The following is a 12,579-nucleotide window of genomic DNA, read 5'->3' as shown; positions in this document are numbered from 1 at the left end:
TTCAGGCCGCCCGTTTGTCGTTTTTCTTCAGCAGTTCCTCGGCCAGGGCGCGATAGGCCTGCGCCCCTTTCGAAGACGTGTCGTAGGCCAGCACCGGCAACGCGTAGGAGGGCGCCTCGGAAACGCGCACATTGCGGGGGATCACTGTCGAGAACACGAGGTCCCCGAGGTTGGCCCGCGCATCCGCCTCGACATGTTGGGAGAGGTTGTTGCGGGCGTCGTACATCGTCAGGACGATGCCCTCGATCCGCAGCGATGGATTGGCGCTTTGGCGGACTTCACGGATCGTCAGCATGAGTTGCGACAGGCCTTCGAGCGCAAAGAACTCACTTTGCAGGGGGACCAGGACGGAATGCGCGGCGACCATCGCATTGACCGTCAGCAGGTTCAGCGAGGGCGGACAATCCACCAGGATCACGTCGAATCCAAAGTCATCCAGTGCGGGTTGACGCAGCGCGTCATGCAGCAGAAAGCTGCGTTTTTCGTTGGAATACAGCTCGATATCTGCCGAGCTGAGGTCCACCGTGGCGGGGATGAGGGAAAGGTTATCGGTCGAGGTCTTGAGGATCACGTCCGCCGGGGAAACATCGCCCAGAAGCAGATCGTAGGTCGTCAACTCTCGGTCTTCGGGCTCGATCCCCAGTCCGGTCGAGGCGTTCCCCTGTGGATCGAGATCCACCACGAGAACCTTGTGCCCTTGTTCGCACAGCGCGGCCCCGAGGTTGATCGTCGTCGTGGTCTTGCCCACGCCGCCTTTCTGGTTGGCGATGGCGATGATTTTCGGACCCGGGGGGCGAGTCGGATCAGACATGGACGAGGTCTCCGATTTCCAGGACAACTGCGTTGGGGTTGGTTCTACTTGTATGCGGGGTGCAGGAGAATTGCCATTGGCTGCGTGCGTCTTCGAGCTCTTTTCCCCAGCTTTCGCCCTTCATGAACAATGCAATCCCCCCCGGGGCAAGGTGGCGTGCCGCAAATTCCATCAGCTTCGGCAAAGGGGCGAGGGCACGTGCCGAAAGGACTGTCGCCTCTTGGGGTGCACAGGCCTCTATCCTCTGCGCGTGGACTTTGGCCGAAAGACCGGTTTCACGGATGACACTGCGCAGGAAGGTCGCCTTGCGGGTGTCCGATTCGATCAGGCTGACGGACATATCCGGCGCGCGTTCCGCCAGCAGGGTTGCAACAACAAGCCCGGGAAAACCACCGCCGCTGCCGATATCGACCCAATGGCCCAAAGGCCGGGGGAGGACCATCACCAATTGGGCGGAATCCGCGAAATGCCGGTCGACAGCCTCTGCCAGCGTGGCCCGCGCGACCAGGTTGATGCGCGGATTCCACTTGTTCAGTAGTGCCAAGTAGTGATTCAGGCGCTCCAGTGTTTCACGTGAAACATCGAAGCCAAGCGTTTCAGACGTGATCATACCGCGTCTTTACGCAAATGCTGACGCAACTTGGCAAGAATCAAGGTCAAGGCCGCCGGTGTCATCCCGTCGATTCGACCCGCCTGGGCAATCGTTTCAGGCCGTGTCCGCGTCAGCTTCATCTTCAACTCGTTGGACAGACCCTGCAGGGATTCAAAATCGAATCCCAGGGGGATTTCAACAGCTTCATCCTTCTTGAGAACTTCCACGTCCCGCGCCTGGCGTTCCAGGTAATTCGCGTACAACGCCTCCCGCTCCAGCTGCGCGGCTGTTTCCGAATCCAGAACCCCCAGACCCTCGTCCAGCTGCACAAGGGTCTGCAGGGAAACATCCTTAAACGACAGCATCTGGAACCCGCTTCTGCCCACGCCATCTTGGTTGACGTTGATCCCGATGGATCTCAACTGGTTAGGGCTGAACGACAGCGCATCCAGTTTCTCCCGACCCGCCGCAAGACGCTCCATCTTATCATCATAGGCACTCCGCCGCCCGGCGGCCACGGTGCCAAGTGCAATTGCCTTGGGCGTCAGGCGCTGATCCGCGTTATCCGCACGCAAGGATAAACGGAATTCCGCCCGGCTGGTGAACATGCGGTAGGGTTCGCTGACGCCCCGCGTGGTCAGGTCATCCAGCATCACCCCGATATAGCTTTCCGTCCGCGAGAACTTGATCGCCTCTCGGCCTTGCGCTTGAGCCGCCGCGTTCAGACCGGCGACAAGACCCTGGGCGGCTGCTTCCTCATAACCCGTTGTTCCGTTGATCTGCCCGGCCAGGTACAGCCCCTCGACGTCACGCAAGCGCAATGTCGCCGCCAGCGCGCGGGGATCGACATAGTCATATTCGATGGCATAGCCGGGCTGCATGATCTCGACCCGTTCAAGACCGGGAATGCTCCGGACATAGGCCTCCTGGATATCCTGGGGCAGGGAGGTCGAAATCCCGTTCGGATAGATCGTCGGAACATCCAGACCTTCCGGCTCCAGGAAAACCTGGTGAGAGGTCTTGTCCGCGAACCGCACCACCTTGTCCTCGATCGAGGGGCAATAGCGCGGGCCAACCCCTTCGATATGCCCGCCGTACATTGCAGAGCGGGACAGGTTGTCCCGGATGATTTCATGAGTGCGTTCCGTGGTATGCGTGATGCCACAGGAAATCTGCCGCGCCTGCGGGGCAGGGGAGAGGAAGGAGAACATCACCGGGTCATCGTCGCCCGGCTGCATGTCGAGGCCGCTCCAGTCAATGGTGCGCCCGTCGAGACGCGGGGGCGTCCCCGTCTTCAACCGGCCAATCGGCAGGTCCATCTCTTTGATACGATCGGCAAGACGGACCGACGGGCGATCACCCATCCGGCCACCCGGCTTCTGAACATCGCCGATATGAATGATTCCGCGCAGAAAGGTGCCACTTGTCAGCACCGTCGACACCGCCCGGATCTCAGAGCCATCCGCCAGCGCTACGCCCTCGACGCGGCCACCGGACATCAGGAAGTCGACGACTTCACCCTCGATGACCTGCAGGTTTTCCGTACCCGCGATCTCGGCCTGCATTGCCTCGGCATATAACCGGCGATCCGCCTGGGCACGGGGGCCTTGCACCGCCGGCCCCTTGCGTCGGTTCAACAGGCGAAACTGGATTCCCGCTGCATCGGCAATCCGCCCCATGATCCCGTCCATCGCGTCGATTTCGCGGACAAGATGCCCCTTGCCCAAACCACCAATCGCCGGGTTGCAGGACATGACCCCAAGATCTTGGAGGCGCAGGGTCACAAGCGCCGTGCGTGCACCCATCCGGGCCGAGGCCGCGGAAGCCTCGGTTCCAGCATGGCCGCCACCGACGACGACAACATCAAAGGCCTCATGTTTCACGTGAAACACTCCTCACTTGCCAATGCAGAAGCTGGAAAAGATCTGGTCAAGAACCTGTTCGACATCCACGTGACCCACCAGCTGTTCCAAAGCCCGCAAGGCGATACGGACTTCCTCGCTGGTCACATCGTACACGTCGAGACCATCATTCAAAAGCACCTGCGCCTGTTCCAGATGGGTCAGACCCTCGGCCAGCGCAACCCTGTGCCGTTCGCGCGAGGCCAGCCCGGCGCCTTGCACCTTTTCGACCAGACGCGCTTCGATCCGCGACAAAAGCTCGGGTACGCCAAGACCCGTCAGTCCGGACACACCCTGGCCAGCCTTGTCCCCCTTTGCGGTGACGACGATGTCGCCCTCGGCAACCGCCAGCATGGGGGTGTCCCCCTCGGGCACAAGGTGAACCCTCAGGTCGGCCGCACCGGCCCGTTCCCGGGCCCGCGCCACGCCAATCTGTTCGACACTGTCATCCGAGTCGCGCAGACCGGCCGTGTCCAGCAGGGTCACGGCCAGGCCTCCAATATCCATACGCACCTCGATCACGTCCCGCGTGGTGCCCGCGACGTCAGAGGTGATCGCCGCATCACGACCGGCGAGGTAATTCAACAGCGTCGACTTGCCCGCATTCGGCGGACCAACAATCGCCACCTCGAACCCCAGCCGCACCCGCTCTGCCGATTCCAATCCGCGCAGCTCACGCCGGATATCTTCGCTGACAAATTGCAGGAGATCCCGAACTTCGTCCGAGACATCCACCGGCACCTCTTCATCGACAAAGTCGATCGTCACTTCCAACAAAGACACGGCGCGCAGGATCTTCTCGCGCCATTCTCCCACGCGGGTCCCCAGCGCCCCGGTCAGCATCCTCAAGGCCTGCCGTCTCTGCTGCTCGGTCTCCGAGTCGATCAGGTCCGCCAATGCCTCGACCTGACTCAGGTCCAGACGCTCGTTTTCCAAGGCTCGCCGGGTGAATTCCCCCGGTTCCGCCCCGCGCAGACCCGGCATTTCGCCTAGCTCCCGCAACAGCGCCTGAACCACGGCCACACTGCCATGCACTTGGAACTCGGCCACGCGTTCCCCGGTAAAGCTCGCCCCGTCCTCGAAGATCAGGATCAGAGCCTCATCCAGGAAATCCCCGCCCGCCGAAATCAACCGCCGGACAGAGGCCATGCGCGGGCGGGGCAGGGGTCCACCCAGCCGTTCCACTGCCGCCCAGGCAAGGGGTCCGGACACGCGCACAACCGAAACGCCCGCTTTCCCGACCGCGCTCGCCAGGGCAAAGATCGTGTCCATGACAGGATCAGCTGTTCATCGAATCGAAGAACTCGGTGTTGGTCTTGGTCTGTTTCAGCTTGGAAATCAGGAACTCGATGGCATCGGTCGTGCCCATCGGGTTCAGGATGCGCCGCAGGACAAAGGTCTTCTGCAGGTCGATCTTGTCAACCAACAGGTCCTCTTTCCGCGTACCGGACTTGAGAATATCCAGCGCCGGGAAGACCCGCTTGTCCGCCACCTTGCGGTCCAGCACGATCTCGCTGTTGCCGGTGCCCTTGAATTCCTCAAAGATCACCTCGTCCATCCGGCTGCCGGTATCCACCAGGGCCGTCGCGATGATCGTCAGTGATCCACCTTCCTCGATGTTCCGCGCCGCACCAAAGAACCGCTTGGGCCGCTGCAGCGCATTCGCATCGACACCACCGGTCAGAACTTTGCCCGACGACGGCACCACGGTGTTGAAGGCCCTACCAAGTCTGGTGATCGAGTCCAAAAGGATCACAACATCTCGTTTATGCTCGACCAGGCGCTTGGCCTTTTCGATGACCATCTCGGACACGGCCACGTGTCGCGTTGCCGGTTCGTCGAAGGTCGAGGAAATCACCTCACCCTTCACAGACCGCTGCATGTCCGTCACCTCTTCGGGACGTTCGTCGATCAGCAGGACGATCAGGTAACACTCCGGGTGGTTCCGCTCGATGCTCGTCGCGATGTTCTGCAGCAGCACCGTCTTACCCGTCCGCGGCGGCGCCACGATCAGGCTCCGCTGGCCCTTGCCGATCGGGGCCACCAGGTCGATGATCCGCGCCGAACGATCCTTGATGGTCGGATCCTCGATCTCCATCTTCAGGCGCTCGTCGGGGTACAGCGGCGTCAAGTTGTCAAAGGCGATCTTGTGCCGCGCGCGTTCCGGCTCTTCAAAGTTGATCTCCGACACCGTCACCAGCGCAAAGTACCGCTCTTCCCCGTCCGGTGCCTTCATCTCACCCTGGATCGAATCCCCGGTCCGCAGCGAGTATTTGCGGATCATATCCGGCGAGACATAGATGTCGTCCGGACCGGGCAGGTAGTTCGCCTCGGGCGATCGCAGAAAGCCGAACCCGTCCTGCAGCACTTCCAGGACCCCGTCCCCGTAGATGACCCATCCCTCATCCGCGCGCTCACGCAGGATCTGGAACATCATCTCGCCCTTCCGCATGGTCGAGGCGTTTTCGATTTCCAGTTCCTCGGCCATCGCCAGAAGATCCTTGGGGCTCTTCGCCTTCAGGTCGGACAGGTTAAGCTTTTCTTCGCTCATGGCACATAACGTGGTGCCCGGAGGCCCACACATCCTTTGTCTAACGGGAAAGATCGCCTTCGGACGAAGGCTGACGGTGCGTATCGCATTGCAGGGCTTCCCGTCAATGAAGATCGCGGAACACCCTTTCTTTAATAAATAGATAAAAGAAAAGGTTTATGAAGTGTTAGGGGCTCCCCGATCTGTGGATTATCGGTTTGTCCCCAGCCTTCCAAACAGGGAAAGACCTCGGGAAAACTCGCGGGATAGCACCGTGACGGTTTCGAACATCTTTCGATAGTGTACCTGTTTTCAGATGGTTAGCTCGCAACTTCCATAAACTCCCCGTTCGGGATAACTCTTCTGACAAACCATTCTCTGGCCATCTTCGCACCGGGCACCTCTTGTTCTTTCTCACAGCCTGATGAGTGCTGCACTGCGGGGGAAGACCGCCTGGTTCGCCCCCAGCCTTGCATGTGCCGCGCTTTTTCCTCAGAAACATCGACAAGCCTGCACACCGAATTTTCCCCGGTTTCATCCCCATGCCTGCCGATCTTCTTCTCGCCTCCAGCTCCGCGATCCGGGCCGACATGCTCCGCGCCGCCGGACTCGTGATCGAAACCGAATCGCCGCGCGTGGATGAGGACAGCCTCAAGGCTGCCCTCACCCTCGAAGAGGCCAGCCCGCGCGACATTGCCGACACCCTGGCAGAGGCCAAGGCGCGCAAGCTGGGGCAGCGCTACCCGGAAAAACTGGTGCTTGGCTGTGACCAGGTGCTCGACGCCAAGGGCACCACCCTGTCCAAGCCGCAAAGCCGCGAGGAGGCGCGGGACCAGCTCTGTCGGTTGCGCGGGGAAACCCACCGTCTTCTCTCCGCCGCCGTCCTCTATCACGAGGCCCAGCCTGTCTGGCGCCACGTCGGCACAGCCCGGTTGACCATGCGGCCTTTCTCGGACAGCTACCTCGACGACTACCTCGACCGGAACTGGCCGGATGTCGGTACTTCGGTTGGGGGCTACAAACTCGAATCCGAAGGTGTCCGCCTCTTTGCCCGGGTCGAGGGCAACCATTTCAACATTCTGGGTCTGCCGTTGCTGGAACTGCTGGCCTACCTGACGAACAGAGGAACCATCGCCGCATGAGCCTCGCACGCATTCCGCTTGCCGCCGTCATCGGGTCCCCAGTGGCCCATTCCCGCTCTCCGCGCCTGTTCTCACATTGGCTGCAGGCGCACGGTCTGCCCGGGCATTACGTGCCCATCGACGTGCCCGAAGACAAGCTGGCGGACACCCTGCGACTCCTGCCGCAGCTTGGCTTTGTCGGCCTCAATGTCACCGTGCCCTACAAGGAAAAGGTGTTGCAGATCGCCGACAGCGTCTCCGACCGCGCCCGGCTGATCGGGGCCGCGAACACGCTGATCTTCCGCGAGGACGGGCGCATCCACGCCGACAACACCGATGGCTACGGCTTCATGCAGAACCTGCAGCAAAACGCGCCGGACTGGGATCCGGCCTCGGGGCCGGCCACGGTCTTCGGGGCAGGGGGCGCGGCCCGCGCCGTGATCGCCTCCCTGCTTGATGTGGGTGTGCCGGAGATCCGGCTGACCAACCGCACCCGCCCTCGGGCCGAAACGCTGCGCGAGGATTTCGGCGACAAGCTCCAGGTCTTCGACTGGGTGCAGGCCGGGAACATCGTCGAGGACTGTGCCACCGTTGTGAACACCACCTCGCTGGGCATGACCGGCAAACCCCGGTTCCGCGTGCCGCTGGACGCGCTGACGCCCGATATGTTGGTGACGGACCTCGTCTATGCGCCGCTGGAAACCCGCCTGCTGGCAGAGGCGCGCGCGCAGGGCTGTACTGTCGTCGATGGGCTGGGGATGCTCCTGCACCAGGCGGTGCCCGGTTTCGAACGCTGGTTCGGCGCCCGCCCCGAGGTTGACGAGGCGACGCGCCAGATCGTCCTGGCATGAGGTTCAAGCTTGGCCTGACCGGCTCCATCGGCATGGGCAAATCGACCACCGCACAGATGTTCGCGGATGCGGGATGCGCCGTCTGGGACGCGGATGCGGCCGTGCACCGGCTTTATGGACCAAAGGGTGCCGCGGTTGCACCCATCGGGAAAATCTTTCCCCAAGCCATTGAAAACGATCAGGTTTCCCGCGACGCGCTGCGCAGGATCATCGCTGATGATGCCACTGCGCTGAAACGGATCGAAGAGATCGTGCATCCGCTTGTGCAAGAGGACCGGGAGGCTTTCATCGCTGCCCATCCGCAGGCCATCGGCGTTTTCGACATCCCCTTGTTGTTCGAAACCGGCGGCGATGCGCAAATGGACGCCACCGCCTGCGTGAATGTTTCCCGTGAAACGCAAGAGGGGCGCGTGCTTGCCCGGGGCACCATGAGTGCCGAGGACCTGGCCCGCATCCTCGCCCGCCAGATGCCCAACGCGGAAAAATGCGCTCGCGCCACCTATGTCATCGAAACCGACACGCTTGAGCATGCCCGCGCCCAGGTGCAGGATGTGCTGAAGGACATCGAACAAAGGTTGCAACATGCGTGAGATTGTTCTCGATACGGAAACCACCGGGTTCGAGCCGGAACAGGGCGACCGCATCGTCGAAATCGGGGCGCTGGAACTGTACAACCACGTGCCCACCGGGCGCACTTATCACCAGTACATCAACCCCGAACGCGGGATGCCGGACGAGGCCTTTGGCGTGCATGGCATCGGGCCCGACCTGCTGGAACCGCCGCGCCCGGCCAAGCCGGGCGAAATCACCCTGCGCGACAAGCCGGTCTTCGCCAAGATCGTGGACGAATTCCGCGCCTTCATCGGTGAGGATGCCAAGCTGGTCATCCACAACGCCAGCTTCGACGTGAAGTTCCTGAATGCCGAATTGCGCTGGGCCAACCGCCCGCCCCTGGCCAAGGATTGCGCCATCGACACGCTGGACATGGCACGGCGCCGCTTTCCCGGCTCACCTGCCTCGCTCGACGCGCTCTGCCGCCGGTTCAGCATCGACAACTCCTCGCGGACGTTGCACGGGGCGCTTCTCGACTCCGAAATCCTGGCCGAGGTCTACCTTGAACTGATCGGGGGAAAGCAGCCGGACTTCGGCCTGTCGTCCCAAGGATCGGGCGGTGGCGGAGCCGGGGCCGAACCGCTCTGGCGTCCGCGTCCGCGCAGCAATCCGCTGCCCAGCCGACTGACGGAAAAGGAAAAGGCGGCTCACGCCGCCTTTGTCGAAACGCTTGGGGAAGAGGCGCTCTGGCTGAAAAGCTGAGCGCCGGAAACCCTCAGGCCGGGGCCTGGTCGCCCTGTGCCGCCTGGCGACGCGCGATCTCGTTGCGGTACAGTGCCAGGAAGTCGATCGTTTCCAGGTTCAGCGGCGGGAAACCACCGTCGCGCGACACGTCCGAAACGATCCGGCGCACGAAGGGGAACAGCATCCGCGGGCACTCGATCAGCAGGAAGGGGTGCAGCTGGTCCTCGGGGACGTTCTCGATCGAGAAGACACCGGCATAGTCCAGTTCCAGCAGGAACAGCATGTCGCCGGTCGATTTGGCCTTCGACTCGATCTTCAGCTTCATCACCACTTCGTACTGGTTGTCGGCCGTGCGCTTCTTGGCGTCCAGGTTGACCTGCACCTGCACATCGGGCTGCACCTCGCCGCTGACACCTTTCTGGGAAAGGATGTTCTCAAAGGACAGGTCGCGAATGAATTGGGCCAGAATGCTCATCTTGGGCGGCTGAGGCGCCTGCCCGTTGCCGTTGGTATCTGCCATGTCGGGTCTCCCGTGAAAATCTCAGCGCGAGGCATAGCAGCGCCCGCGCAAAGCCTCAATGCCTCGTCCAGCCCGAACCGGGGTGATTGGGGGCCTTCTCCTTGGGAACCTCGGTGAACTCGCCGTCGATCACGTCGCCCTGGCCGGATCCGGCACGGGGATCGGGATAAACCGGGCCGCGCGGGTCCGGTCCCATCTGGAACCGGGTCACATGCACCCGTCGACGCAGCCAGGCAAAGACCGCCGTACGCACCGGCGGCGCCAGCAGGGCAAAGCCCACCGCATCGGTAAAGAACCCCGGCGTCAGCAGCAGCGCACCCGATACAAGGATCATCGCCCCATGCGCCAGCGGCTCGCTGGGATCGTCCAGGTCGGAAAAGCTGCGGCGCAGGTTGTCCATCGCCAGCCGCCCCTGCGCCTTGACCAGCCAGGTCCCGATCACCGCCGTCAGGACGACCACCGCCAGCGTCGGCCACAGGCCGATCAACCCGCCCACCTGGATGAACAGGGCGATTTCGATCAGCGGGACCATGAGAAAGGCCAGGAACAGCCACATGGGAAGATCCTCCATATCAGGGCGGGGCAGGTAGACTCACCCCAACGCCTCACCTACATAAGGATGCAAGCAAGATCTTTAAACGCTGCCTGCAAAGAGGTGCCGATGAACTCTCCCATCCTCCAGCTTCTGGTCCTGGCCGGAATCGCCATTTTTCTCGTTCTGCGCCTGCGGAGCGTGCTGGGCACCCGGGAGGGGTTCGAAAAGCCGCCAGCACCGGCGCCAAACGACGATCGCCGCCGTTCCGCACGCGACTTCGAGGTGATCGAGGGCGGCCCGGACCATGACATCATCGACCACGTCGCCGAGGACAGCGACGCCGCCAAGGCCCTCGCCGCGATGAAACGGATCGAACCGCATTTCTCGGTGTCCGAGTTCCTTTCGGGGGCCCGCGGGGCCTATGAAATGATCCTCATGGGCTTTGAACGCGGCAATATCGAAGACCTGCGGCCATTTCTCGCGGATGACGTCTATCAAACCTTTGCCGAGGTCGTGGAACAGCGTGAACAGCAGGGCCTGACCATCGAGGCCGAATTCATCGGTGTCCGTGAACTGACGCTCGCCGATGCCACCTTTGACGAAGGTTCGCGACTGGCCGAGATTTCCGTGCGCTATGTCGGCGAGCTGACCTCGGTCGTCAAAGATGCGACGGGCGAGGTGATCGAAGGATCGCCCACCGCGGTCAAGCGTCAGAAAGACGTCTGGACCTATGCCCGCAACATGGGCAGCGATGACCCCAACTGGCAGCTTGTCGCCACGGACGAATGACGCGCCTTCTCCTTGCGATCACATTTGCGATATCCCTCATGACCGGCCCCGCCTCCGCAGAGACGGGGCCGCGTTATGACATCCTGGATTTTGCCGATCTGCAGGGATGGGCCGAGGATGACCATGCCGCGGCCCTTGCCGCCTTTCTGGAAACCTGCGGCGATCTCGACGATCCGGACTGGTCCGCGCTGTGCGGCCTGGCCCGCGAAACCGACGATGCGCGCGGATTCTTCGAACTGCTGTTCCGCCCGGTCCTGATCCGGGATGAGGCGGAAATGCTGTTCACCGGCTATTTCGAACCGGAACTGAACGGCGCGCCCTACCGCAGCAGCACCTACCGATACCCGGTCTACAAGATGCCGCCCGAGGCGCGCGCGAGCCGTCCCTGGCTCACCCGGCGCCAGTTGCTCACCTCCGGGGTGATGGAGGGCAGGGGCCTTGAAATCGCCTGGGTCGATGATCCGGTCGAGCTGTTTTTCCTGCAAATCCAGGGTTCTGGCCGTATCCGCTTTCCGGACGGGCGGATGATCCGCGTGGGCTACGGCGGCGCCAATGGCCACCCTTATCGGTCCGTCGGCCGGGAACTGGTGCGGCGCGGTGTCTATACCGCGCACCAGGTCTCGATGCAGGTCATCGCCAACTGGGTGCGGCGCAACCCGGTCGCGGGGCGCGAACTGCTCTATCACAACGCGGCTTATGTCTTTTTCCGAGAGGTCAGCGAGGTGCCGCCGGAAAAAGGACCGCTGGGCGCGATGAACCGCTCGATCACGCCGCTGCGCTCGATCGCCGTCGATCCCCGCTATACGCCGCTGGGTGCGCCGGTCTGGATCGAAAAGGCGGGCGCCGACCCGATGAACCGGCTGATGATCGCCCAGGACACCGGCTCTGCCATCAAGGGGGCGCAGCGGGCCGATATTTTCTATGGAACGGGTGACGAGGCCGGCCGCATCGCCGGGCGCACCAAGGACGGCGGGCGCATGATCGTTCTCATGCCGATCCAGCGTGCCTATGCGCTCTTGCCCGAACCGGTGCAATGACCCGGCGGCGCAAGCTACGGCCCGAAGAGCAGGAGCTCTGGCAACAGGTCGCCCGAACCGCAGATCCGCTGCACAAGCGGCCCGCCCGCAAGACGGAAGAGGCCAAACCCGCGCCAAAACCGCTGTCCTCCGGAAAGGAGACGCCGCGCGATCCGCTGTCGCCCTTTACGATGGGGGACAAATCCGCGCCGCGGACCCAGACCCATGTCTTTCCGAAAACCACCGCCGACCATTTGCACGAGGCGCCGGTGCGTATGGACGCCAAGGCCTTTACCCGGCTCAAGCGTGGCAAGCTGGTGCCCGAGGCCCGCATCGACCTGCACGGGATGACCGTGGACCGCGCGCATGGCGCCCTGGCGCAGTTCATCCTGAATGCCCATGCCCGGGGATTTCGGCTGGTGCTGGTCATCACGGGCAAGGGCCAGCGTGAAGACCCCTATGACCCCATGCCCCGCCGCCGCGGTGTCCTGAAGACGCAGGTGCCGATGTGGTTGCAGATGCCGCCCTTGGCGGGGGCTGTCCTACAGGTCTCGCAATCGCACCGCAAACACGGCGGCGAGGGCGCCTATTACGTCTATCTCAAGCGCCGCCGCTGA

General features: G+C 62.7%; 14 protein-coding genes. 7 read left to right on the top strand and 7 right to left on the bottom strand.

Features of this window, described 5'->3' with window-relative positions; all coding sequences use genetic code 11:
* Position 1: 1 nt before the first annotated feature.
* From BLQ71_RS16805 to rho, 5 genes are read right to left on the bottom strand one after another with little or no spacing between them, the layout of a single operon-like run.
* On the bottom strand, positions 2–811 hold the full coding sequence (locus tag BLQ71_RS16805; protein ID WP_069211168.1) for a ParA family protein: 810 nt from the start codon (positions 809–811) through the stop codon (positions 2–4).
* Positions 804–1,421, bottom strand: coding sequence for a 16S rRNA (guanine(527)-N(7))-methyltransferase RsmG (gene rsmG, locus BLQ71_RS16800; RefSeq protein WP_088702353.1), 618 nt, complete (start codon positions 1,419–1,421; stop codon positions 804–806). The genes BLQ71_RS16805 and rsmG overlap by 8 nt, the downstream gene beginning before the upstream one ends.
* The gene (mnmG, locus tag BLQ71_RS16795; protein WP_074622529.1) at positions 1,418–3,295 is read right to left on the bottom strand and encodes a tRNA uridine-5-carboxymethylaminomethyl(34) synthesis enzyme MnmG; all 1,878 of its coding nucleotides are present in this window, start codon (positions 3,293–3,295) and stop codon (positions 1,418–1,420) included. The genes rsmG and mnmG overlap by 4 nt, the downstream gene beginning before the upstream one ends.
* A 3-nt stretch (positions 3,296–3,298) precedes the next feature.
* Positions 3,299–4,576, bottom strand: coding sequence for a tRNA uridine-5-carboxymethylaminomethyl(34) synthesis GTPase MnmE (gene mnmE, locus BLQ71_RS16790; RefSeq protein ID WP_074622528.1), 1,278 nt, complete (start codon positions 4,574–4,576; stop codon positions 3,299–3,301).
* A gap of 7 nt (positions 4,577–4,583) precedes the next feature.
* Complete coding sequence (rho, locus tag BLQ71_RS16785) at positions 4,584–5,855, bottom strand: transcription termination factor Rho (protein ID WP_043142844.1); 1,272 nt, start codon at positions 5,853–5,855, stop codon at positions 4,584–4,586.
* A 521-nt stretch (positions 5,856–6,376) separates the two neighbouring features.
* On the opposite strand from rho, the gene BLQ71_RS16780 reads away from it, so the two are divergent.
* Genes BLQ71_RS16780 through dnaQ form a run of 4 tightly spaced genes read left to right on the top strand, consistent with a single transcriptional unit; the run spans position 6,377 to position 9,120 of the window.
* Positions 6,377–6,976: a Maf family protein gene (locus BLQ71_RS16780; protein ID WP_074622576.1), complete on the top strand. Its 600-nt coding sequence runs from the start codon at positions 6,377–6,379 to the stop codon at positions 6,974–6,976.
* Positions 6,973–7,806 carry a shikimate dehydrogenase gene (locus BLQ71_RS16775; RefSeq protein ID WP_074622527.1) on the top strand — a complete coding sequence of 278 codons (834 nt, stop codon included), beginning with the start codon at positions 6,973–6,975 and terminating at the stop codon, positions 7,804–7,806. Before BLQ71_RS16780 ends, BLQ71_RS16775 begins: the two co-directional genes overlap by 4 nt.
* Positions 7,803–8,396, top strand: a complete 594-nt coding sequence (coaE, locus tag BLQ71_RS16770) for a dephospho-CoA kinase (protein WP_074622526.1) — start codon at positions 7,803–7,805, stop codon at positions 8,394–8,396. Before BLQ71_RS16775 ends, coaE begins: the two co-directional genes overlap by 4 nt.
* On the top strand, positions 8,389–9,120 hold the full coding sequence (gene dnaQ, locus BLQ71_RS16765; protein ID WP_043142853.1) for a DNA polymerase III subunit epsilon: 732 nt from the start codon (positions 8,389–8,391) through the stop codon (positions 9,118–9,120). The genes coaE and dnaQ overlap by 8 nt, the downstream gene beginning before the upstream one ends.
* Positions 9,121–9,133: 13 nt before the next feature.
* On the opposite strand, the gene secB is transcribed toward dnaQ, so the two are convergent.
* Both secB and BLQ71_RS16755 read right to left on the bottom strand, forming a co-directional pair.
* Positions 9,134–9,622, bottom strand: a complete 489-nt coding sequence (gene secB / locus BLQ71_RS16760) for a protein-export chaperone SecB (RefSeq protein ID WP_043142856.1) — start codon at positions 9,620–9,622, stop codon at positions 9,134–9,136.
* 55 nt (positions 9,623–9,677) lie between these two features.
* Positions 9,678–10,178, bottom strand: coding sequence for an FxsA family protein (locus BLQ71_RS16755; RefSeq protein ID WP_043142859.1), 501 nt, complete (start codon positions 10,176–10,178; stop codon positions 9,678–9,680).
* Positions 10,179–10,283: 105 nt separating this feature from the next.
* Here BLQ71_RS16755 and BLQ71_RS16750 point away from each other — a divergent pair, with 105 nt between their 5' ends.
* The 3 genes from BLQ71_RS16750 to BLQ71_RS16740 are packed head-to-tail and all read left to right on the top strand — an operon-like array spanning position 10,284 to position 12,579.
* Positions 10,284–10,946: a Tim44/TimA family putative adaptor protein gene (locus BLQ71_RS16750; protein WP_069211174.1), complete on the top strand. Its 663-nt coding sequence runs from the start codon at positions 10,284–10,286 to the stop codon at positions 10,944–10,946.
* Positions 10,943–11,983, top strand: coding sequence for a murein transglycosylase A (gene mltA / locus BLQ71_RS16745; RefSeq protein WP_083342282.1), 1,041 nt, complete (start codon positions 10,943–10,945; stop codon positions 11,981–11,983). The genes BLQ71_RS16750 and mltA overlap by 4 nt, the downstream gene beginning before the upstream one ends.
* Positions 11,980–12,579, top strand: coding sequence for a Smr/MutS family protein (locus BLQ71_RS16740; protein ID WP_074622525.1), 600 nt, complete (start codon positions 11,980–11,982; stop codon positions 12,577–12,579). Before mltA ends, BLQ71_RS16740 begins: the two co-directional genes overlap by 4 nt.

Source organism: Antarctobacter albus, from assembly GCF_900101505.1.
Lineage (GTDB): Bacteria > Pseudomonadota > Alphaproteobacteria > Rhodobacterales > Rhodobacteraceae > Antarctobacter > Antarctobacter albus.
This window is presented reverse-complemented; position numbering and strand designations above follow the sequence as displayed.

Bases quoted from the DNA above. Each gene is read 5' to 3' on its own strand.
- dnaQ (WP_043142853.1), top strand. From the start codon at position 8,389: ATGCGTGAGATTGTTCTCGATACGGAAACCACCGGGTTCGAGCCGGAA.
- rsmG (WP_088702353.1), bottom strand. From the start codon at position 1,421: ATGATCACGTCTGAAACGCTTGGCTTCGATGTTTCACGTGAAACACTG.
- BLQ71_RS16805 (WP_069211168.1), bottom strand. From the start codon at position 811: ATGTCTGATCCGACTCGCCCCCCGGGTCCGAAAATCATCGCCATCGCC.
- rho (WP_043142844.1), bottom strand. From the start codon at position 5,855: ATGAGCGAAGAAAAGCTTAACCTGTCCGACCTGAAGGCGAAGAGCCCC.
- BLQ71_RS16755 (WP_043142859.1), bottom strand. From the start codon at position 10,178: ATGTGGCTGTTCCTGGCCTTTCTCATGGTCCCGCTGATCGAAATCGCC.
- BLQ71_RS16775 (WP_074622527.1), top strand. From the start codon at position 6,973: ATGAGCCTCGCACGCATTCCGCTTGCCGCCGTCATCGGGTCCCCAGTG.
- BLQ71_RS16780 (WP_074622576.1), top strand. From the start codon at position 6,377: ATGCCTGCCGATCTTCTTCTCGCCTCCAGCTCCGCGATCCGGGCCGAC.
- coaE (WP_074622526.1), top strand. From the start codon at position 7,803: ATGAGGTTCAAGCTTGGCCTGACCGGCTCCATCGGCATGGGCAAATCG.
- mnmE (WP_074622528.1), bottom strand. From the start codon at position 4,576: ATGGACACGATCTTTGCCCTGGCGAGCGCGGTCGGGAAAGCGGGCGTT.
- secB (WP_043142856.1), bottom strand. From the start codon at position 9,622: ATGGCAGATACCAACGGCAACGGGCAGGCGCCTCAGCCGCCCAAGATG.
- BLQ71_RS16750 (WP_069211174.1), top strand. From the start codon at position 10,284: ATGAACTCTCCCATCCTCCAGCTTCTGGTCCTGGCCGGAATCGCCATT.
- BLQ71_RS16740 (WP_074622525.1), top strand. From the start codon at position 11,980: ATGACCCGGCGGCGCAAGCTACGGCCCGAAGAGCAGGAGCTCTGGCAA.
- mltA (WP_083342282.1), top strand. From the start codon at position 10,943: ATGACGCGCCTTCTCCTTGCGATCACATTTGCGATATCCCTCATGACC.